The organism is Limnobaculum zhutongyuii (assembly GCF_004295645.1).
In the GTDB taxonomy this organism is placed as follows: Bacteria; Pseudomonadota; Gammaproteobacteria; order Enterobacterales; family Enterobacteriaceae; genus Limnobaculum; species Limnobaculum zhutongyuii.
On sequence record NZ_CP034752.1, the window covers coordinates 1,099,425 to 1,118,554 of the forward strand.

Below are 19,130 nucleotides of genomic sequence, written 5' to 3' on the forward strand. Positions count from 1 at the left end.
TTAAATATACAAACTAAACGGGGTCAGTGAGGCAACTGACCCCGTTTAGTTTGTGCTTAAAGCGTTACTTCTGCCGACATCGGGTTATCTGCATCAGGGTAAGTAGTCAGTTCCATATTTCTACGGCGGAAATCACTGGGGCTAACACCGACACGTTTGCGAAACACGCGGGAGAAATAGAGCTGATCGTCATAGCCCACAATACGCCCCACGCTGGCGATAGATTCCTGAGTCGTTTGCAGTAGTAATTTGGCGCGAATGACTCGCTGGTCTTCACGCCAGCGCAGCATATTAATACCGACCTGCTCGCGAAAAAGATGTGCCAGACGGGAAGGGGAGAGACAAACATGGTTAGCAATATCTTCAATACGTACATCATCCGATAAGTTGCTGGTCATATACTGACAGGCTTCGATAATTCGCGGATCCATAATTTTTTGCGGTGATTGAGGGTCTTCTTCAATGCAACGTAGCAGTAATCTTTCCAGCAGGTTCATCGAGAGCTCTTCAGACAGGCGTCTGCCGGACTGATGGGTTTGTTCGATAGAGGTAAACAGTTGCTCAAACTCTGCCTGTAGGGCTTCTGTCGGTAATGTCAGACGACCAACACGATTCGTCTGGCTATACCACTCCAGCCAGTCGGCCCAGTAGGCGCGGGGACGAAAGTAGATCCAACGGTGATACCAGCAATCACTGTTAGGTGAGCGGCCATAATAGTGAGCCTCTTTTGGCTGAAATAACAGCATATCGCCGGGATTACAATAAAACGCATTCTCACCGTCAAAAATTTGCCCCTGACCTTTAATGGTTAAGTTCAGGATATAGCCCTTCATGCCGTTAGGGCGGTCAATAAAAAAATCGAGAGGACCATCAGTGACGATGGGTGTCAGCCCGGCCACCAAATAGGCGTTAAAGGAGTATCCGGGTAATAGTGGGTTAGGTTGTGAGTCAGAGACAATCCGCTGGTACAATCTTACCTCCTCAGGCTGACATTAGACGGTGTAACATACCATACCGGGTTTAACCCGGTATGGTGATGGGGTAATTATACTTTTTGTTTCGCCAGTTGCTTATAGCGGTCGAAGATAACCGCAGCCAGAAGGATCAGACCACGTACAACGTATTGATAGAATGGCGAAATATTTAACAGGTTCATCGCGTTTTCTACCGTACCCAGAATCAGAACACCAGCAATAACATAAGATATTTTACCAATACCACCTTTTAGTGAAACTCCACCCAGTACACAAGCAGAGATAACAATTAACTCATAACCCATAGAGGTCATTGGCTGTCCGCTGGTCATCCGCGAGGCTAAGATAATACCTGCCGCCGCAGAGATTAAACCTGTCAGCGCGAAAATGATGATCTTAGTACGAATTACCGGTACACCGGCCAGACGCGCGGCTTCTTCATTACCACCAACGGCCAGAGTATTACGACCAAAGGTGGTTTTATTTAGCAGGAAGCCAAACAGAATAAAGCAGAACAGGGTGATCCAGATTGGAACCGGAATGCTAAACCAACTGGTGTTACCTAACTCAAAGAAACGCTCATCTTCGATACCTACCGCTTTACCATCGGAGATGATATAGGCTAAACCACGGGCAATTTGCATAGTGGCAAGGGTGGTAATCAGGGCGTTAATTTTCAAACGGGCAATGACGAAGCCGTTGAGTAAGCCAAATGCCAGGCCCAGTAATAAACCAGCACCGATACCGATAGCCAGGCTTTCTGTATGGTTGATGACTACCGCCGTCGTTACGCCAGCACAGGCAATGACTGAGGCGACGGACAGGTCAAAGTCACCGGATGCCAGACAGAACAGCATGCCGCAGGCCACCATGCCGGACATGGAAATAGCCAGACCCAGACCGCGCATATTAATCCAGGAGGCAAAGTTAGGAACAAAGACCATACAGGCAATAAACAGTACGGCGAACACTACCAGCATACCGTAGCTATCCCAGATACGGCTCAGGCTATTGCCTTTATCGCTAGCCGATGTTTTTGCCGGGGATGGGGTTGTAGTTGTTATCGACATGAAGATTTTCCTTCTCTTAGGCAACCGCATCAGCGGTGGTATTTAACATGGCTAAACTCAGGGCTTTCCCTTCGGTAGCGTCGTCATGGGTTAATTCCCCTGACAGCGCACCTTCACGCATTACCAGAATACGATCGGCAAGACCAAGAACTTCCGGTAAGTCACTGGAGGCAAAGACAACGGCAATACCCTGTTTTGCGAGTTCATAAATAACGTTATAGATTTCGTGTTTAGCGCCAACGTCAATACCGCGCGTTGGTTCATCTAACAAAATCACTTTCATCTCTTCGGATAACCAGCGGCCAAGAATGGCTTTTTGTTGATTACCACCTGACAGGTTCATAATCAGCTGTTCTGCCGATGGGGTTTTGATGTTGAGTTCACGAATACGCCTGTCGGCGTTGCTGTTCTCCCAACTGTTATTGATCAGGCAGCCTGCGCTAAGGGTTTTGCGACGAGCGCTGATATTGATATTGTCTTTTACTGAGTGAACCGGAATGATGCCTTCGGCTTTACGGTCTTCCGGACATAACATGATGCCCTGACTGATACCTTCGATAGGGGAGCTAATATTCAGCGTTTTGCCATCCAGCTCGACGCTACCACCGGTAATGCGAGTAGCGCCAAAGAGTGATTTTAATAATTCACTGCGGCCAGCACCGACCAGACCGAATAAACCGACAATTTCACCCTGACGTACCTGAAAACTAATGGGGTGCTTAACGCCCGGCGCTTTAACATTTTTCAGTTCAAAGCGCACATCCCCTAAAGGACGAGGGCTATAGCCATAGATGTCACCAATATCACGTCCAACCATGGTTTGAACCAGTTCGTCATGGGTCAGGTTAGGAATGTCGGTGAAGGTTTTCATATAACAGCCATCTTTAAAGACGGTAATGGCATCGCTAAGGGCAAAGATCTCTTCCATACGGTGGGATACATACAGAATGACCCGACCTTCAGCACGGAGCTCGCGAATAACACGGAATAGCTGTTCGATCTCTCTGGCAGACAGTGAGCTGGTTGGCTCATCAAAGGCAATGATCTTGGCGTTACGCGCCAGTGCCTTGGCTATTTCCACCATTTGCCATTGGCCGATGGAGAGATACTTCAGTGGCGTATTTGGGTCGATATCCAGCCCCAAATGCTCCAGTTGAATACGTGCCTCATAGTTGAGGATTTTTTTATTGACCACGCCGCCTTTGGTTGGCAATTGCCCTAAATAGATGTTTTCAGCGACGGTCATTTCAGGAATCAAATGTAGTTCCTGATAAATAATGGCAATACCGGAATTCAGGGCATCCATGGTGTTATTGAATTTTACCGGTTGCCCCTTAACCTTAATTTCACCCGTAGTTGGGATATAGTTGCCGCTGAGTATTTTAAGCAGCGTTGATTTTCCAGCTCCATTCTCTCCCATCAGCGCATGAACCTGACCTGGATGACAGTCAAAGCTAATGTTTTGCAGTGCTTTTACGCCTGGAAACGTTTTACTGATTTGACAAAACTCGAGATAAGGTGATTGCAGCGTAGGCATAATAAGTTCCTTAATGCTCGTACCACTTATCCGCAGGGGGCTTTTAATTGTAAACGGCCCAAAAGAAGCGACTGACGGAATAAGTATATTTTTCGATAATACGGTGTCGTATAAAGTGGGCAGATGGTTAACCATCTGCCCAATGGACAATTACAGTCCTTTCTTTTGCAGCTCAACTTTGAAGTTTTCGCGAGTAAGCAGTACTACATCGGTAACTTCAGTGAATTTAGCTGGCTCAACACCTTTGGTTTCCCAGTTGTAGAGCATTTCAATACTCTTATAGCCGTGTACGTCCGGGCTTGGTAACAGTGAACCGTAGAAGCCGGTAGCGTTAGCTTTTGACAGCTCGTTTACCGCATCCACACCGTTGATACCAATACCGATAACGTTTTCAGGTTTGAAATTCTGACCTTCTGTTGCACGTACGCCACCCAGAATGGTGTTGTCGTTAAAGCCAACGATTAGCCAGTTTTTCACTTCCGGATGTTGTACTAACATGGAGTTAGCTGCATCAAAGGAGCCCGGGATATCGTTTGATTTGCTCGGTACCTGATAAATTTGTTTCTCAGGGAAACCAGCAGCTTTCAGCGCATCCATAGAGCCAGAGGTACGGCGACGAGCGGTATCCAGTTCGTTAGAGGTAATCGCCATTACGCCGGTTTCAGCGATGTTCCACTTACGTTTGGTCATCTCTTTCCATAACTCTTCGCCCTGACGCTCACCAATTTTTGTGGCGGCCATCATGACCAGAGGAACCGTATCCATCGGTTTACCCTTAGCGTTAACGAACTGGTCATCAACGGTAATAACCTTCAGGTTGTAGCTTTTGGCTTTAGCAATAATTGCCGGCCCTAATTTTGGATCCGGGGTACAAATAACAAAACCTTTCGCTCCGTTAGCCGCCAGGCTATCAATAGCGTTCAGGGTTTTTTCGCCGTCCGGAACCGCAATTTTAATTACGTCAAAACCGAGATCTTTACCTGCTTTATCCGCAAATGCCCACTCGGTTTGGAACCAAGGTTCTTCAGGTTGTTTAACCAGAAAGCCGAGCTTCATCGTTTCAGCGATAGCTGAATGTGACATAATCGCCGACAATCCTACAACAGCAAGGGCCTTAGTAAATTTATGCATATGTTCTATCTCTCCTGTACTTGGTCTATATAGCCTAATTGGCTGTATTTATGATATTGACTCAGCGAGATCTACTATTGTTATAACAACGGATTTTTATTTAACACGCTTACTGACGCCATTTTTAAGCCTGTTCATATATAATCCATAACAAAGTGGCGTAAGTTTTAACGTTTATTCGATATGATTTTTTAGAGCGCCATCACAATTGAGAATTACAGCAAGATCGTTCATATATTCAGTGGAAAAGTGATGTATTTTGATTTTGAGGTAGATCACACTCCATCTTAAGAAAGCAAGATTGTGCATATTTCTAGCTAATGCATCCTCGCCGATTTGATGGGATTTTTTTATGGTATCCCCAAACAAAAATCACCATTAATTCGTATATGAGGTTTTTATGTCAAAAGGCGCTATTGCTCTTGGGCTTGACTTCGGTAGTGACTCTGTTCGCGCTTTGGCTGTTGACTGCATAGAAGGCTCCGAGATTGCAACCGAAGTCGTCTATTATCCGCGCTGGAAGCAGGGACTATTTTGTAAACCATCTGATAATCAGTTCCGCCACCATCCTCAGGATTATATTGAGTCGATGGAACAGGCGATTAAAGCCGTGGTTGCCATGCTGACACCAGAGCAGCGTAAAACTATCGTGGGTATTGGTGTCGATACTACCGGTTCAACGCCAGCTCCCATTGATAATGAGGGACGAGTATTAGCCCTGCGTCCTGAGTTTGCCGATAACCCGAATGCGATGTTCGTGTTATGGAAAGACCACACCTCTATTGAAGAAGCCGAAGAGATTAACCGCCTGTGCCATAGCGGTAAGTTTGATGACTATACGCGCTATATTGGTGGTGTTTATTCATCTGAATGGTTCTGGGCCAAAATCTTGCATGTTTCCCGTGCGGATGCCGCTGTACGTAACGCTGCAACTTCCTGGGTTGAACTGTGCGACTGGGTTCCCGCGTTATTAAGCGGTACTCAGGCGCCAACTAATCTTAAGCGTAGCCGTTGTGCTGCGGGTCATAAAGCATTGTGGCATATGGACTGGAATGGTTTGCCGCCGCGTGATTTTTTACAGGCATTAGATCCTATTCTGGTTAATGACCTGACTTATCCCATGTTTACTGAAACTCACACCGCTGAGAAACCGGTAGGGCAGATCACTAAAGAATGGGCTGCACGTTTAGGCTTGCCAGAAAATGTCATGATCTCTGGTGGTGAGTTTGACTGCCATATGGGCGCCGTGGGAGCGGGTGCTCAACCCTATACGTTGGTGAAAGTGATTGGCACTTCTACCTGCGACATCCTGCTGGCAGATTACCAACTGGTGGGTGACCGTGCCGTTGCAGGCATTTGTGGTCAGGTCGATGGTAGCGTGATTCCGGGCCTTATTGGTATGGAGGCCGGACAGTCCGCCTTCGGTGATATGTATGCCTGGTTTAGCCGCTTGCTGTCTTGGCCGCTGAATCATGCCGCAGCGCAGAACCCTGAATTAGCGCCAGCACTGAAGCAAATCGAATCTAATTTATTACCTGCTTTAACGGAAGCCTGGGCTCAACAAACCTCACTGGAAAAGCTACCGGTGGTGCTTGACTGGTTCAACGGCCGCAGAACGCCATTTGCCAACCAGCGCCTGAAAGGTGTCATCACAGATTTAAACCTCGGTACCGATGCACCAACCCTGTTTGGTGGATTTATTGCCTCTACGGCATTTGGTGCTCGCGCCATTATGGAGTGTTTTGTCGATCAGGATATTCCGGTGGAAAACGTACTGGCATTAGGTGGTATTGCTCGTAAATCTCCGGTGATCATGCAGGTTTGTACTGACGTAATGAATCGCCCGCTGCAAATCGTTGAGTCCGATCAGTGCTGTGCCCTGGGGGCCGCCATTTTTGCTGCGGTTGCCGCCGGTGTTCACGCCACTATTCAGGATGCTCAACAACACATGGCTAGCCCAATTGAACGCACGTTGACGCCGGATCCACAGCGTGCCGCGCAGTATGAAAAACTTTATCAGCGCTATCAGCAGTGGGGCAAAGTCGCAGAGCCTTGCTATGCGGCCAAAGCTGAATAATACGGTACTCAATTTTGAATTAGCCTGCTGAAAAGCAGGCTCTCTATAGGAGTTTATATGAACGTCTTTAATCAGTTAGAAGTTTGGTTTGTTATCGGTAGTCAACATCTGTATGGGCCAAAAACACTGCAACAGGTGAGTCAACAGGCTCAGGAAGTGGTTGATGGTTTAAATAAACAAGCTGGATTGCCGATCAAGTTAGTGATCAAACCGCTGGCGACCACACCGGATGAGATTGTAAACCTGTGCCGGGAAGCAAACTACGCCCAAAGCTGCGTGGGTATCGTTACCTGGTTACACACTTTCTCTCCAGCCAGAATGTGGATTGCCGGTTTAAGCCTGCTGGAAAAGCCGTTATTACAACTCCATACCCAATACAGCAATGAAATTCCATGGGGCACCATTGATATGGACTTTATGAACCTGAACCAAACTGCCCACGGCGGTCGTGAGTTCGGTTTCATTGGTGCACGTATGCGTAATGAGTACACCGCGGTAGTGGGCTCATGGAAAGATAAAGAAGTACACCACAAGCTGGATCGCTGGATGCGTGTTGCTGCCGGTATTTATGAAAGTAAAAACCTGAAGGTTGCCCGCTTTGGCGACAATATGCGTGAAGTTGCGGTAACGGAAGGCAACAAGGTTTCTGCACAGATCAAATTTGGTTATGCGGTAAACGGTTATGGCTTAGGGGATCTGGTATCGGTGGTAGATGCCGTTTCTAAAGGTGAGATCGATGCATTGGTGGAAGAGTATGAAGCCACTTATCGTCTGACTGATGTGGTTAAAGTCAATGGTGCTAAACGCAGTAATCTGCTGGATGCTGCCCGTATTGAACTGGGCCTGAAGAAATTTCTGGAGCAGGGTAAGTTTGGCGCTTTCACCACGACCTTTGAAAACCTATACGGATTAAAACAGCTGCCAGGACTATCAGTACAGCGCTTAATGCAACAGGGCTATGGTTTTGGTGCCGAAGGCGACTGGAAAACTGCTGCGCTGCTGCGCATTATGAAGGTTATGGCAAGCGGCATGAAAGGCGGCACTTCCTTTATGGAAGACTACACCTATAACTTTGCGGCGGGTAATGACCTGGTATTAGGTTCTCATATGCTGGAAGTTTGCCCATCCATCGCCAGCGAAGAGAAACCTCTGCTGGATGTTCAGCATCTGGGTATTGGTGGTAAAGACGATCCGGCGCGTTTGATCTTCTCTGCACCGGCTGGCCCGGCGCTGAACGCCAGTCTGATTGATATGGGCGATCGTTTCCGCCTGCTGGTGAATACGGTTGATACCGTTAAGCCACCACATGACCTGCCTAAGCTTCCGGTTGCTCATGCAGTATGGAAAACTCATCCATCGCTGGATGTCGCGGTTGAAGCCTGGATTCTGGCTGGCGGTGCGCACCATACAGTATTCACTCAGGCTCTGGATGTTGAGCATCTGCGTATCTATGCTGAAATGTGCGGCATTGAGATGCTGGTGATCGGTCAGGACACTGAGATTCCGGCATTTAAGAATGAAATTCGCTGGAATGAGGTTTATTACAAGCTGTGTCGCTAAGCGATATCGGGTAATAAACCAAGCATCATATTGATAACGATTGATGTTTGAATTGAAAGAGTAATCAAGTTGGCCCTCAGGCATCACTGTCCGGGGGCAATTCTCTTTCAGTAGTGAGCTGAATTTAACTGCTAATTTAGAAAGAAAAGATTAAAAGGCAAACGAATATGTATCAGCAACTAAAGAAACAGGTTTTAGAGGCTAATCTGGCTTTACCCCGTCATCATTTAGTGACCTTTACCTGGGGAAATGTCAGCGGAGTCGATCGTGAACGCGGCGTGATGGTGATTAAGCCGTCAGGTGTTGAGTATGAACATATGACCGCTGACGATATGGTGGTAGTGAGTCTGGAAACCGGAAAAGCTGTAGAAGGCAGCAAAAAGCCTTCATCAGATACCGAAACTCATCTGGCGTTGTATCGGGCATTCCCTGAGATTGGTGGAATTGTGCATACTCACTCTCGCCATGCCACTATTTGGGCGCAGGCCGGACGCGATTTACCTGCATGGGGAACCACCCACGCAGACTATTTCTATGGCCCAATTCCTTGTACCAGAAGAATGACACCGGCAGAAATAGCCGGAGAGTATGAACTGGAAACCGGTAATGTGATTATCGAAACGTTTAAAGTTTTGGGGATCAACGCTAAAGATATTCCGGCGGTGTTGGTTAATTCTCACGGTCCTTTTGCCTGGGGAACAGATCCGGACAATGCTGTGCATAACGCCGTGGTGCTGGAAGAGATTGCTTATATGAATCTGTTTACCTGCCAGCTAACGCCAGATTTAGGTGAAATGCAGCAGGAGTTGTTGGATAAACACTATCTGCGTAAGCATGGTAAGAATGCTTATTACGGGCAGTAAAGAGAACCCTATCTTGAAGCACCCACTTATTGTTAGGGTGCTTCTCATTGGTTTATCGTTCATCTTATCAAGAAATTTATTATTTATAGTCTTCTGATGTTATTAGGTTACTCATTACCAATCCTGAAATAATCTTGAGATAGAACATGATAATTAAATGGACTGTACTGTGATAATTCCGAAACATACCGGAATATACAGGAACATAAAGGAAAGAGTTTTGTAAGAGGATTGCAAGGGCTGCAATAAAAATCAGGCTCAATTTTTTAAAGAGACCCAAACAATTCTGAGTCTCTTTTTGTTTTACCGTTACTCTTTTGGTAATTCATTAGAATCACCAGAAAACAGGTCACCTTGCATATCTCTGAGCGTCTCTTTACGAATCAATTTTACCACCTTATATACGTGCTGAACACTCACGCCGAATTTAGTAGCAACTTCATCGTGGTTACGGCCATTAAAAGCCTCGAAGATTTGTAGGTGAGTTTGGGCACTCTTAAGCTGAGTACCTGACGGAAAGTAAATCAACTGCCCACACCATACCTGAGACATCCGTAGCGCCACTTCTTGGCCAAGGTGCTCAGCCGTTATACCTGAAACACCGAGCACATCTTTCACGCTGTCTGTTACATGATCAGCTAGGTTCACCAGTAACTCTGGCCCCTTACTTTTAAACAGTCGATCTTGGGCTGCCTTACTCATTTTGTAGCCTCCGTTCTCGATGACCATTGCTTAAGGTGCTCAATCACAATGCTGGCTTTACGTTTATCCAGCCATTGTAGCGTATCTACTTTAACCATACGTTTAATGAAGTGGTTTAGGGCTGATTCGGTGCCGTTTTTGACAACACCACGTTTAGCCAGCCCATGCCAAAGCGAACGGATTAACTCAAGCTGTGGGCGTAGTGAATTAGCTTGATTTGGTACCTTGGCGCGAACCTTAAAACCTAGCCCCTTTAAGTGGTCTAAAACGATACTAAGCTGCTTCGGAGACATTTCCCGTAATGAGGCTTTTGCTGTCAGCTTAGCCAGGATAGAACGGTAAACATCCTCATCTAAACAAAGTTGCGCTTTAGCAATCTGAATAAGCTGAATCAGTTTTCCTCTTTCCATGTCATTCACCTTTCACCTAGCGATTCCATTTGAACCAATTGTCATATTCGCTCACTGGAACGCGAATGACCTCGATAGAAAATTGCAACTCAGCCAGAGCATTTTTATCCTTAGAATAGGACTTAGAAGCCGCTTGAATTAAACAATCCAGAGCATCACTATAATTATCAGAATGAAAGTTACCAATAGTGATATGGCCATTCAGTACTTGCCAAACAACGCGAGTTTCCTCGCCTTTTTTATCTGCTATGGCCTGCAATATAACGTTTTTGAAGTCATTCAACTGATCCAGACTTAGATAGGGAATAGTGTCCTTAAAAGATGACATATCACACCCCCGCAATATCTAAAGGAATATGAACCATCCGGCCATCATCAGCCTGTTCCCTGAAGTTCAGATAGGTTTTAGAGACAGCCACCTGTAATGAATCGGCAATAGCTTCCATAGCCTGAAGCCAGCGCGGATCGTTAATCTTTATCCGACGCAGGGAGAGAATACGGGCAGTATTAAGCTGGCCTTCTTTATCGACCTCAAATGCATCGGTAATCAATGCCTGTAGGTTTTCATTTGCCCCCTTGGCCCACTCAGACAGGCATTCATCAATAATGTCTTTAGCTATCTGTAGCTCTGGCCCGAACGTCAGTGAATCCTGAACCGATATCCGAATCTGCTCAGCGCCATCAAATGTGCTAAACGTGATGTTGCCTTTCTGGCCACCAAGGGTGCGCTGATATTTTTCAGCCACTAAATCTAACCAGGCATAGCACTCATCAAATGTCTTTGTTTTAAAGGCTTTTAAGTTTTCATTGATTTCACGAGCTTTAATAATCTGAGCTCTTACGAACGTATCCATCTCAAGGTCATAAGCTGAAACTTGAGTTACAGGGACTAAACGACCTTTACGGTCTTTCATATATCCATCAGGAATTTGTTTCATCATTCATCTCCTCAAGTTCAGGTTTAATTCTGTTAATAAATGCCTGTAATGCGTCGAGTCCTTCGTGCTGGTCAATAGCTTCAGGAATACCAGGTACTAATAATGTTTGGCCGTCATAGGCGTGACGGGCATGAACGCCAATTAAGTCTCGGACATTGCGCGCTTTCCCAGAGATAATTGGGAGTGCCCCATTTGGTAATCGCTGCCCGAACTCGATGACGCCACTAGCAAAACAATAGGCGATCATGCCGCACCTCTGAGAAGACCGATAACAGCGATGACAATAATTCCAATGGCTGAGCCCCATATGACTAACCGGTCAACCAAAGGAATTTTCCGATAATGCATAACATCAGCACCAGTAAGGCGATGAAGACTATTATCAGCAGGTACCCGAGAAAAAGGATTACGGTACAAGGGAATATCATCCTTATTCTTCGGCTGCTCCCAGATGTCACCATGCATAAGCCCTAGACCAGCTAGCTCATTTTCAGATGTCCAGGCAACTGGGATATTACTGTTGGCTTCAGAACGCTGAAGACTATCCATATTAGATATCCTCCCGCGTTTTCACTGACTCGATGATTAGCTCACCGGTGACTTTTGGCGCACCAATGCGACAGGCCAGATTCAGCGCACCGGTAACCAGATTATTCACCGCCAGCGGGTAACAAAGAGAACGTACTTTTACGCCTCTGGAAGAGCCCCGACCATCAGTAACGCTGATACGTAACCGATTGAGGATTTCATCAAAAGCGCTGGGCTCAAACAGAGTGGTATAGTCAATATTGATACAGGTAAATTTATGCTTAATGTATTCCTCAACCTTTAAATCCAGCGGCTTGAGGTTAACAATCTCGGTACGCTGAACAACCTCACGCACCTCTGGATTGAACTCGGAAAGCTTGTACTGAAGCTCTGTCTGGCCGATTAAGATAATGGCCAGTAACTTTTTAAAGCCTTCCTGAAGCTCATAAAAGCGCTTCAGGTGCTTCAAGGTTGGGATAGGTAGACCGTGCGCCTCTTCGATGATCAATACATGCTTACGCCCAGTTAAGGCGCTGGCTTTCAGTAAATCGTGCATCTGACGCGCACGTGCCTCGGCAGAACGGCGAGGTTTAGCCTGTGGGTCAATGGCATTAACAATGGCACCGCTAATATCAACACTCTTCAGCGCCTTACCTTTAACTTCATTATCTTCCATACCCAGAACATAAGGTTCGATAACCGTGATCGGTTCATGGTTGACGTTAATCCATTCGATAAGGTCTTGGCGTAACGTTGACTTACCGGCACCTGACTCACCGATAACCGCCAACATACCGCCATATTTAGCGGTTTGACGCATGGCCTCCCGCACATAGCGGATATCGTCAGACAGAAAAACGTCACTGTCTGACTGCATTTCATCGGTGAACGGATCGCGCAGAATACGGAAGTGGGCGCGGGTTGCGCGACTTAGCGTATGTTTACGTAGTAACATATGGGTGGACTCCTTTTTTCCTAGTGGGGTGTCTACTGGTGCAGGGTTGTCCGCCAAGATTCCCTCTGCACCAGTTTCTTCTTCAAATACATCAACTAAAAACTCTTCTTTTAGCCCTTTGTTAACTAAGGCATCTTCTACCTGTTTCTTTATTGTTTCCTTGTCAATGCTACGGGGCCAAAGGTTGTGGTTAATGATCAGGTTAACGGCGGCCTGGCTTAAGGTACCGTTTTTGTACTTAATCTGACGGGCAAGCTCTGTTTGCTTCATACTTAGCTTGCTCATCATTCGCTTTAGATTTAACGCCATAAATCCGTCCTTAAATCGCTCGTAAACCGGTGGTGCCAGTATCCTGAACAGCGGCAACTGGCTGGGTAAATAGCTGGATAACTGACTGAATACTGTCTTCAGGAAGACCATCTTTATACCGACTGGCCAACCATTTGTTCTCGTCAACACTCAGGCTACGGCCAATAGCACCGGAAATTCTTAGCATGGCGGCGGTAGCTGATAGCATTGATACCGGCGTTTTTAGGTGCTCCGGTGTATCAATCTCCGTACCTTGCTTAGGTAAGTAAGTTGGATGCTCAATATCATTGAAGTAACCGTGGGCATTTAAGCCGCTAAACGGTACAGCCTGTTTAGCGCGTGACTTTTTAACTTCTTCTGGGGTTTGGCCTGGATAAGCCAGTTCATCCATTTCTTTGGATGCTTGCTCAATGATGGTCTCCGGCTGAGATTTGTATTCTTCACCAATGACAGCGGCATCCAGTAGCTGGCCAAAACGGTCATAGTTGCGCTCAGGTTCGACACGATAGATCAGCATTTCACCGTCATATCTCGGAGCCTGGATCTGAATGGCACAATCACCATAAACAAGCGCCCGAACGTAAACCTTATCCTTAACGGTTACGCCATCCAGCCCCTTTAATGAGTAAGCTAAAGACTGGTCGGATTGAGGATGTTTAAAACCAATGGTCATATCATTACGAACGGTACGCTCCTGCTCTTTACTGGTCATTAATGCCTGACAAACCTCAATAGAAGGCAATAAGCGCAGTTCATCGGCCCGAATCAGTTGCCATAGGTCATGGCGAGATATCGGTTCAGCCAATCCACGTCTATTTAGACGGGTATCTTGCCCCGGAATACGATTAGCGTTATAAGCCTCCGCCCAGGCTGTAGCCGCCTTATTCAGTTGGGCTATATCTTCCACGGGCTCAAAGCGCAGACGGCTTTCAAACTGAGTTTCAATGATGTTATTAGCGTTCTCAACGCCGCCTTTGGCTCGCGCGTTACCAGCTTCATGCTCCAAATAGGTCACTTCTAGGTGATCGAGTAAATTTTTAATGGCGCTAGAAGTGTTCGCTGAACCCTTATCCCAATAGATAATCTTCGGTACACCATGAAATAGCCGACTATCCTGCTTACTCCAGGCAAACATCAGGAACTGGAACAGAACATGCTGATTTTCACCGGCTGATTCCACGTACCAAGGGACAAAATGGCCAGAAGCACGGTCATATAAGGTATAACGCCACACCTTGTATTTAATTTTGGCGTAGTTCTCCAGCTTGTTCTTATAAAACTCACGCTCCCGCATGATGTACTGCTTATTTTTCATGTAATAAATCAGGCAAAGAGACGGATCGACTTCATGAACATGATTAGGATGTAAAGCCCGTAATGCCTGAACAGGATTAACCTGCATTTGGGCTTTCACGTTAAGCTTACGTGAGCGTAATAGCCGGTTAAGCTGAGAGTTTGACACGCCGAACTCATGGCCATTTTGTTCCAGCATTCCCCGAGCAGTGGTAGTGAATAAGGTTTGCTTACCGTTATCACGAACAGACTCACGACTGGCAGCACCTAAGACAATTAAGGCATCACGAGATACGCTGGTTTTACCTTTATCAGAACGGGTTTTACGTTCACACTTCCAGCCACACTGTTGTTTTAATCGACGATAAATAGTCTGTGGGGGCCAGCCTAAAAACTCCTGAGCCTCTTCAATAATGCTTCCTCGCTGCCCATGAACTGCTAAATCCAGTTTTTTGGCCAGTTCAATTAGGTAGCTGTGAATTTCGGGACTAGTAGACATAGCAACACTCCAAGTTACATATCAGACGTGCGAATATCACTCATAACCTGGTCAAATCGACCGCCAGCGGTTTCTATTTCGTCACCAAATTTGTCCCACAGGTCTTTGTACATGCGCTTAGTCTGTGAGAGTGTGATGACTAACGCCCCGTTGAGTATTAATAAGGTGTTATGTAGCGCTTCAGGCAACTGGAACGGTGCTTCAGGGTCATAATTAGGGTCATTTTCCATTGCTTCAAACTGCAATTTTTCCATCATCTCAATGTGCTGACGATACTCATTAAATAAGGTATCTACTTCAGCCTGGGTCTGGGTTATCTGAACTTTTAAGGGCTCAAGGCGCTCATCTAAAGGGATCGTTTTTAGCTCGTACTTGTTAAGCTTCAGGCCCATTTCTTCTTTTTCTTTGCTGATGTCGGTATTACGCTTTTGAAGGGCGTTATAGTCGGCCTGGGTATCATCAACTTTCTTCTTAAGCTCTTCTTTTTCTTTGGTATGCTTGGTAAAAATCTCCTCAGCGAATTCAACCAATGACTCTTTATCTCCAATCTTTGCTAGTTCGATGAGCGCTATTTTTTCATTTTCAGGTAAGCGCCGATATTGACGTAACTCGCGATAACCAATACCCATGCGAGACATCGATTCAAGCGCCTCTTCCCCAAAAGAGTTCAAGTTAGCGATTGACTCATTCGCATGTTCTGGAGTCCAGCCGAGAAGATTACAAAATTCTTCCCACGTACCTGAAAACTCAAGACCGTCTTGGTTTTTCTTTCCAGCAATAGCCCGGTATAGCTTGTTTTCCTTGACGAAAGCTAATTTAGAAGTCAAGACAGTCTTGGAAAATTGAGCAAATGCATTAGCCATTTGAGCCTGACCTAAAAGCTGATTAACCAGATCGCGCTCATAGTTATATTCAGCCTGAACAGTCGCCATCAGATTTTGATTAGTCACAATCTCATCTTCCACCGCCGATGACTGGTAATCAGGCTCTTCACTTTGCTGTTTCAATACATCGTTAGCGTTATAAATTTTCACTTTCATAAATAGCCCTTATTGACTGATTCCAGACATAATCCGCTGGTTTGTTTCTTGGATTCGGTTCTGCAAATTGGCAACATGCTCTGCATGAGCCTGTGCGATTCGTAGCATTTCAGTACTGTGGGCAAATAGGCCGTTATCAAGTTTGATAACTAGGCCTTCCTCAATCAGTACGCTCAGGGCCCGGCTCACATTAGATGGAGAATCATCAATAGCTTCAGCTATTGCACTGTTTGAAATGCCAGTCAGGGTATAACCCTTAACGGCTTTTAATACTCTCAGAACACGAGAACCTGATGTTGAAGTTGTCTTCATACTCTGGCCTCCACTCCAAGTTGATTGGTAATAAACCCCACTAAATGAACTTTCTGGGTCAGTGATAATTGACTAAAGATATTGAGTAGCTCTAATTCATCCGCAGACAATTTATTAATATCAATATTTTTTGATGAAATTTCAGATGAAATAGGTGGTTCACCATTCAATACATACGTGAAATCAATATGTAAATCGGGGCGCTTGGCTGCTAATGCCAACAGATGGTTAACTGGAAATGAACCTCTTTCTTTTCTTCCGGAAAAAGCAGTGACACCTAAACCAAGTAGTACAGCAATATCTTTATCATGTTGAATACCTAGCTGTTCTTTCAATCTTAACAACCGGCATGAAAAACTCTGTTGGTGTGTCATATAAAAGCCCTCTAAGCTGCCTGAACTTTAGCTTTCAAACCCAAAGCAACCGCAATTTCATGTGCCGTACCAAACCGGGCTTTCATCCGACCATTTAAAACCGCGTAAACATAACTAGTTTTAAAACCATGCTCCTGCGCCCAACCGTGGATAGTGGTTCCGTTAGCATGGAACTGAGCTTTCACCTGTTCTGGCGTCATTATCTTTTGCATAGTGCTTCTCCTTTATTTATGGAATACTTAATCATCACTTTAGTATCATTATTGTACTCAAATGAGAACATGTCAAGAGAATAGTATTCATATGAAGACATTTGGCGAGCGATTAAAATCAGAAAGGATTCGCTTATCTCTAAGTCAAGAAGAGTTAGCTAATGCCGGTGGTGTAAAGCGAGGCGCGCAAATAAATTATGAAAAAAATGAAAGAACACCTGACTCCAACTACATGTCGTCAATTGCAAACATTGGTGTGGATATTCAGTATGTTCTTACAGGAAAACGAATGACTCGTGCCGAGGCGAAAAGACTAGGTATATTCAAGCCGGATGCCTACGTCGCTCAAACAATAGCCTCTATTGGCGATGATGACGACGAAAGCCGGGATGAAGAACCATTCACTATGGCCCCACCAACTTACCGCCTCAACAAGGACGAATGGGAATTGATACAGCGTTTCCGATGCGCTGACCTAAAAACTAAGATGGAAGTTATGCAATTGCTGTTAAGTGTGGATATGGCAGATAAAACCACTGACGATTACAAGCCAGAATCTAATGAAAATAAAAGTGCAGGTATCACTGTTTCTGGTAGTGGTAACCGAGTAGCAGGAAGAAACTATAACGAACGGAAGAAATAGCACTTAGGGAGGTAATTGATGTCTGGCTTTAATATTTATGGGGATAATAATCGGGCAGCTGGGCGTGATTACCATGAGCATGCGGCACCTGATGTTTGTCCTCGCTGTGAAGACCGTCTTCTTAGTGCTGGTCGGGAATAGTGTCGGCACTGTGAAGATGAGCACAATCGAATACAGAGAGAAAGGCTAATAAGAAAGATAATAAGAAACCGACTATTAGGCCGGTTCAGAATTGCTCTTTTTGCTCTGGTAGTCAGTGTGCTCTTTCTTGCTTACTCAGATAAGGATTTTAATGGGTATGCTAGTGTGGCATTTTTGATTTCTTTAGCTGCTTGTTGTGTTTTTAGTAACGCATTAAAAAACTATCCACCAGATGATGACTAATTAATTGATACAGATCTTACTAATTGAGTTGCTAGTATTTTTACGAGGCTTTATCTCTACTAATTATATGTTATTTATAATCTAATAAATTAGACGTATTCATAAGAGGGGAATCATGGTTAATAGTGCAAGTTCCGAAAGAAAATATAAAATTGAATTTTTTCAACTAGATATGACTATTACCGCAGATTACCCTTCTCCTTGGGAAGTGTTTTCAGCTATTACCGAGGAAGGTGCGGAAACTTCATTAAACTCAGGTGGGATAACAAGAGATATTTGGGGATTACGAGATCGGAATCGACCATTATCTTTTGTTGGTGAGTTCCGAAAGTTCCGTACAACAGATGTGCCCGAGATTGGCGAGGTGGGAAGCCCAGCTGAAGATATAGAATTAGACGAAAACGAAGGTATTATTGAGAAGAATTTTTTTGTGTACTACAGAAATCATCGACTTCTTGGTTGGCACAATAATTCACATGCTGGCGGGGCTAAACATTTAGCAACTTTCTTAAGTAATCTGTTAGGCATCAAAGTAAAATTAAACCCCGTCTTGAAAACGGATGCCATCCGGCGATTAATGAATGGTAATACAACTGTAAAAAAAATTAGTGTTAGTATTCCAAGACCTACTAATCCTGAATTATATCCAGATGATGACTTTGGTCGACAAACTATTGATATGATGGACCATATGTCAGCTGATAGTCTCCGTCTAGAGCTAGGTATTAATTCAAGGAGAGGAGACTCTGCGGGTGCCCTAGCTGATCGTATTAAACAAGCATTACGGGCCTTTGCTAGTTCAGGTGCAACAACCGCTAAAGCGCAAGTTATTGAAGATGGCATTGAATACCCTATAGATTTGATTGCCGATCGCATAATTTCATTTCAATCAGTCGAAACTAATGCACGTTTTCCTCCTAGTGGTACTATGTATCGATTGATTGATGATGCAAAACGTGATTGCCAAGAGGATATCGATGGCTATTTTGGTACGTTGGAAAACGCTCTTACCTAGAATACTTCTCAGTATTCTATTGGGTTACGTTTTCTGGCGTTTTGGTAAGAGTATCAATTATAGTGAGCTACGCAGCATCGCTAGTGTTCTTATTGGTTTGTCTGGAACATTACTAGGATTTCTTATCACAGCAATGGCCTTAATCACGGCTATTATGGACAGAACGTTGATCGCAAACATGAGGCGAACTGGTCACTATAATAGATTGATTAGTGATACATTTTTCACATGTTCGATCTTATTATCACTTATTGTTTGTTCAATAATTAGCCTGCTTGTTAGTGATAACTTTGTAAGCCAAATT

General features: G+C 45.0%; 22 protein-coding genes. 6 read left to right on the top strand and 16 right to left on the bottom strand.

The annotated features are described in order from the left end of the window. Positions 1 to 56: 56 nt before the first annotated feature. From araC to EKN56_RS04590, 4 genes are all read right to left on the bottom strand, one after another. Positions 57 to 971 carry an arabinose operon transcriptional regulator AraC gene (gene araC / locus EKN56_RS04575; RefSeq protein ID WP_130590723.1) on the bottom strand — a complete coding sequence of 305 codons (915 nt, stop codon included), beginning with the start codon at positions 969 to 971 and terminating at the stop codon, positions 57 to 59. 74 nt (positions 972 to 1,045) lie between these two features. Beyond that, positions 1,046 to 2,044 (bottom strand): L-arabinose ABC transporter permease AraH, encoded by a 999-nt coding sequence (gene araH / locus EKN56_RS04580; protein ID WP_130590724.1) that lies wholly within the window; start codon positions 2,042 to 2,044, stop codon positions 1,046 to 1,048. A 16-nt stretch (positions 2,045 to 2,060) separates the two neighbouring features. Further along, the gene (araG, locus tag EKN56_RS04585) at positions 2,061 to 3,581 is read right to left on the bottom strand and encodes an L-arabinose ABC transporter ATP-binding protein AraG (RefSeq protein WP_130590725.1); all 1,521 of its coding nucleotides are present in this window, start codon (positions 3,579 to 3,581) and stop codon (positions 2,061 to 2,063) included. A 150-nt stretch (positions 3,582 to 3,731) separates the two neighbouring features. Continuing rightward, a complete protein-coding gene (locus tag EKN56_RS04590; protein WP_130590726.1) occupies positions 3,732 to 4,712 on the bottom strand; it encodes an arabinose ABC transporter substrate-binding protein in 981 nt (326 codons plus the stop codon). A 400-nt stretch (positions 4,713 to 5,112) separates the two neighbouring features. Here EKN56_RS04590 and EKN56_RS04595 point away from each other — a divergent pair, with 400 nt between their 5' ends. The 3 genes from EKN56_RS04595 to araD all read left to right on the top strand — a co-directional run bounded on the left by EKN56_RS04595 (position 5,113) and on the right by araD (position 9,212). Continuing rightward, positions 5,113 to 6,789 carry a ribulokinase gene (locus EKN56_RS04595; RefSeq protein WP_130590727.1) on the top strand — a complete coding sequence of 559 codons (1,677 nt, stop codon included), beginning with the start codon at positions 5,113 to 5,115 and terminating at the stop codon, positions 6,787 to 6,789. Between the two features lie 57 nt (positions 6,790 to 6,846). Then, a complete protein-coding gene (gene araA, locus EKN56_RS04600; protein ID WP_130590728.1) occupies positions 6,847 to 8,349 on the top strand; it encodes an L-arabinose isomerase in 1,503 nt (500 codons plus the stop codon). A 167-nt stretch (positions 8,350 to 8,516) separates the two neighbouring features. Then, a complete protein-coding gene (araD, locus tag EKN56_RS04605) occupies positions 8,517 to 9,212 on the top strand; it encodes an L-ribulose-5-phosphate 4-epimerase (protein ID WP_130590729.1) in 696 nt (231 codons plus the stop codon). A gap of 309 nt (positions 9,213 to 9,521) precedes the next feature. Here the strand turns inward: araD and EKN56_RS04610 are convergent, their stop codons facing one another. The 12 genes from EKN56_RS04610 to EKN56_RS04665 are packed head-to-tail and all read right to left on the bottom strand — an operon-like array spanning position 9,522 to position 16,784. Beyond that, a complete protein-coding gene (locus EKN56_RS04610; protein ID WP_130590730.1) occupies positions 9,522 to 9,914 on the bottom strand; it encodes a Mor transcription activator family protein in 393 nt (130 codons plus the stop codon). Next, the gene (locus EKN56_RS04615; protein WP_130590731.1) at positions 9,911 to 10,324 is read right to left on the bottom strand and encodes a gp16 family protein; all 414 of its coding nucleotides are present in this window, start codon (positions 10,322 to 10,324) and stop codon (positions 9,911 to 9,913) included. The genes EKN56_RS04610 and EKN56_RS04615 overlap by 4 nt, the downstream gene beginning before the upstream one ends. Before the next feature lie 16 nt (positions 10,325 to 10,340). Further along, positions 10,341 to 10,652: a hypothetical protein gene (locus tag EKN56_RS04620; RefSeq protein WP_130590732.1), complete on the bottom strand. Its 312-nt coding sequence runs from the start codon at positions 10,650 to 10,652 to the stop codon at positions 10,341 to 10,343. Position 10,653: 1 nt separating this feature from the next. Further along, complete coding sequence (locus tag EKN56_RS04625) at positions 10,654 to 11,265, bottom strand: DUF3164 family protein (RefSeq protein ID WP_130590733.1); 612 nt, start codon at positions 11,263 to 11,265, stop codon at positions 10,654 to 10,656. Further along, positions 11,246 to 11,509, bottom strand: a complete 264-nt coding sequence (locus tag EKN56_RS04630) for a host nuclease inhibitor protein (RefSeq protein WP_130590734.1) — start codon at positions 11,507 to 11,509, stop codon at positions 11,246 to 11,248. Before EKN56_RS04630 ends, EKN56_RS04625 begins: the two co-directional genes overlap by 20 nt. After that, the gene (locus tag EKN56_RS04635) at positions 11,506 to 11,811 is read right to left on the bottom strand and encodes a hypothetical protein (protein ID WP_130590735.1); all 306 of its coding nucleotides are present in this window, start codon (positions 11,809 to 11,811) and stop codon (positions 11,506 to 11,508) included. The genes EKN56_RS04630 and EKN56_RS04635 overlap by 4 nt, the downstream gene beginning before the upstream one ends. Before the next feature lies 1 nt (position 11,812). Next, positions 11,813 to 13,054, bottom strand: coding sequence for an ExeA family protein (locus EKN56_RS04640; protein ID WP_130590736.1), 1,242 nt, complete (start codon positions 13,052 to 13,054; stop codon positions 11,813 to 11,815). Between the two features lie 10 nt (positions 13,055 to 13,064). Further along, positions 13,065 to 14,846 carry a DDE-type integrase/transposase/recombinase gene (locus EKN56_RS04645; RefSeq protein WP_130590737.1) on the bottom strand — a complete coding sequence of 594 codons (1,782 nt, stop codon included), beginning with the start codon at positions 14,844 to 14,846 and terminating at the stop codon, positions 13,065 to 13,067. 14 nt (positions 14,847 to 14,860) lie between these two features. Beyond that, on the bottom strand, positions 14,861 to 15,886 hold the full coding sequence (locus EKN56_RS04650) for a hypothetical protein (RefSeq protein WP_130590738.1): 1,026 nt from the start codon (positions 15,884 to 15,886) through the stop codon (positions 14,861 to 14,863). 9 nt (positions 15,887 to 15,895) lie between these two features. After that, positions 15,896 to 16,198, bottom strand: coding sequence for a helix-turn-helix domain-containing protein (locus tag EKN56_RS04655; RefSeq protein WP_130590739.1), 303 nt, complete (start codon positions 16,196 to 16,198; stop codon positions 15,896 to 15,898). Continuing rightward, complete coding sequence (locus EKN56_RS04660) at positions 16,195 to 16,572, bottom strand: helix-turn-helix domain-containing protein (protein ID WP_130590740.1); 378 nt, start codon at positions 16,570 to 16,572, stop codon at positions 16,195 to 16,197. The genes EKN56_RS04655 and EKN56_RS04660 overlap by 4 nt, the downstream gene beginning before the upstream one ends. An 11-nt stretch (positions 16,573 to 16,583) precedes the next feature. Continuing rightward, entirely contained in the window at positions 16,584 to 16,784 is a 201-nt protein-coding gene (locus tag EKN56_RS04665) for a DNA-binding protein (protein WP_407656522.1), read from the bottom strand. Between the two features lie 91 nt (positions 16,785 to 16,875). Between EKN56_RS04665 and EKN56_RS04670 the strand changes: the two genes are divergently transcribed. The 3 genes from EKN56_RS04670 (at position 16,876) to EKN56_RS04675 (ending at position 18,826) form a co-directional block, all read left to right on the top strand. Then, the gene (locus EKN56_RS04670) at positions 16,876 to 17,427 is read left to right on the top strand and encodes a helix-turn-helix domain-containing protein (RefSeq protein WP_130590741.1); all 552 of its coding nucleotides are present in this window, start codon (positions 16,876 to 16,878) and stop codon (positions 17,425 to 17,427) included. Between the two features lie 18 nt (positions 17,428 to 17,445). Next, positions 17,446 to 17,568, top strand: coding sequence for a hypothetical protein (locus EKN56_RS21445; RefSeq protein WP_260676987.1), 123 nt, complete (start codon positions 17,446 to 17,448; stop codon positions 17,566 to 17,568). 358 nt (positions 17,569 to 17,926) lie between these two features. Next, positions 17,927 to 18,826, top strand: a complete 900-nt coding sequence (locus EKN56_RS04675; protein ID WP_130590742.1) for a DUF6731 family protein — start codon at positions 17,927 to 17,929, stop codon at positions 18,824 to 18,826. The last annotated feature ends 304 nt before the right edge of the window (positions 18,827 to 19,130 follow it).

Coding starts and splice junctions, on each gene's coding strand:
- EKN56_RS04620 (WP_130590732.1), bottom strand. CDS start 10,652: ATGTCATCTTTTAAGGACACTATTCCCTATCTAAGTCTGGATCAGTTG.
- EKN56_RS04630 (WP_130590734.1), bottom strand. CDS start 11,509: ATGATCGCCTATTGTTTTGCTAGTGGCGTCATCGAGTTCGGGCAGCGA.
- EKN56_RS04635 (WP_130590735.1), bottom strand. CDS start 11,811: ATGGATAGTCTTCAGCGTTCTGAAGCCAACAGTAATATCCCAGTTGCC.
- araA (WP_130590728.1), top strand. CDS start 6,847: ATGAACGTCTTTAATCAGTTAGAAGTTTGGTTTGTTATCGGTAGTCAA.
- EKN56_RS04615 (WP_130590731.1), bottom strand. CDS start 10,324: ATGGAAAGAGGAAAACTGATTCAGCTTATTCAGATTGCTAAAGCGCAA.
- EKN56_RS04640 (WP_130590736.1), bottom strand. CDS start 13,054: ATGGCGTTAAATCTAAAGCGAATGATGAGCAAGCTAAGTATGAAGCAA.
- EKN56_RS04590 (WP_130590726.1), bottom strand. CDS start 4,712: ATGCATAAATTTACTAAGGCCCTTGCTGTTGTAGGATTGTCGGCGATT.
- EKN56_RS04645 (WP_130590737.1), bottom strand. CDS start 14,846: ATGTCTACTAGTCCCGAAATTCACAGCTACCTAATTGAACTGGCCAAA.
- araH (WP_130590724.1), bottom strand. CDS start 2,044: ATGTCGATAACAACTACAACCCCATCCCCGGCAAAAACATCGGCTAGC.
- EKN56_RS04655 (WP_130590739.1), bottom strand. CDS start 16,198: ATGAAGACAACTTCAACATCAGGTTCTCGTGTTCTGAGAGTATTAAAA.
- EKN56_RS04665 (WP_407656522.1), bottom strand. CDS start 16,784: ATGCAAAAGATAATGACGCCAGAACAGGTGAAAGCTCAGTTCCATGCT.
- araG (WP_130590725.1), bottom strand. CDS start 3,581: ATGCCTACGCTGCAATCACCTTATCTCGAGTTTTGTCAAATCAGTAAA.
- EKN56_RS04595 (WP_130590727.1), top strand. CDS start 5,113: ATGTCAAAAGGCGCTATTGCTCTTGGGCTTGACTTCGGTAGTGACTCT.
- EKN56_RS04625 (WP_130590733.1), bottom strand. CDS start 11,265: ATGATGAAACAAATTCCTGATGGATATATGAAAGACCGTAAAGGTCGT.
- araD (WP_130590729.1), top strand. CDS start 8,517: ATGTATCAGCAACTAAAGAAACAGGTTTTAGAGGCTAATCTGGCTTTA.
- EKN56_RS04675 (WP_130590742.1), top strand. CDS start 17,927: ATGGTTAATAGTGCAAGTTCCGAAAGAAAATATAAAATTGAATTTTTT.
- EKN56_RS04670 (WP_130590741.1), top strand. CDS start 16,876: ATGAAGACATTTGGCGAGCGATTAAAATCAGAAAGGATTCGCTTATCT.
- EKN56_RS04650 (WP_130590738.1), bottom strand. CDS start 15,886: ATGAAAGTGAAAATTTATAACGCTAACGATGTATTGAAACAGCAAAGT.
- EKN56_RS21445 (WP_260676987.1), top strand. CDS start 17,446: ATGTCTGGCTTTAATATTTATGGGGATAATAATCGGGCAGCTGGGCGT.
- EKN56_RS04660 (WP_130590740.1), bottom strand. CDS start 16,572: ATGACACACCAACAGAGTTTTTCATGCCGGTTGTTAAGATTGAAAGAA.
- EKN56_RS04610 (WP_130590730.1), bottom strand. CDS start 9,914: ATGAGTAAGGCAGCCCAAGATCGACTGTTTAAAAGTAAGGGGCCAGAG.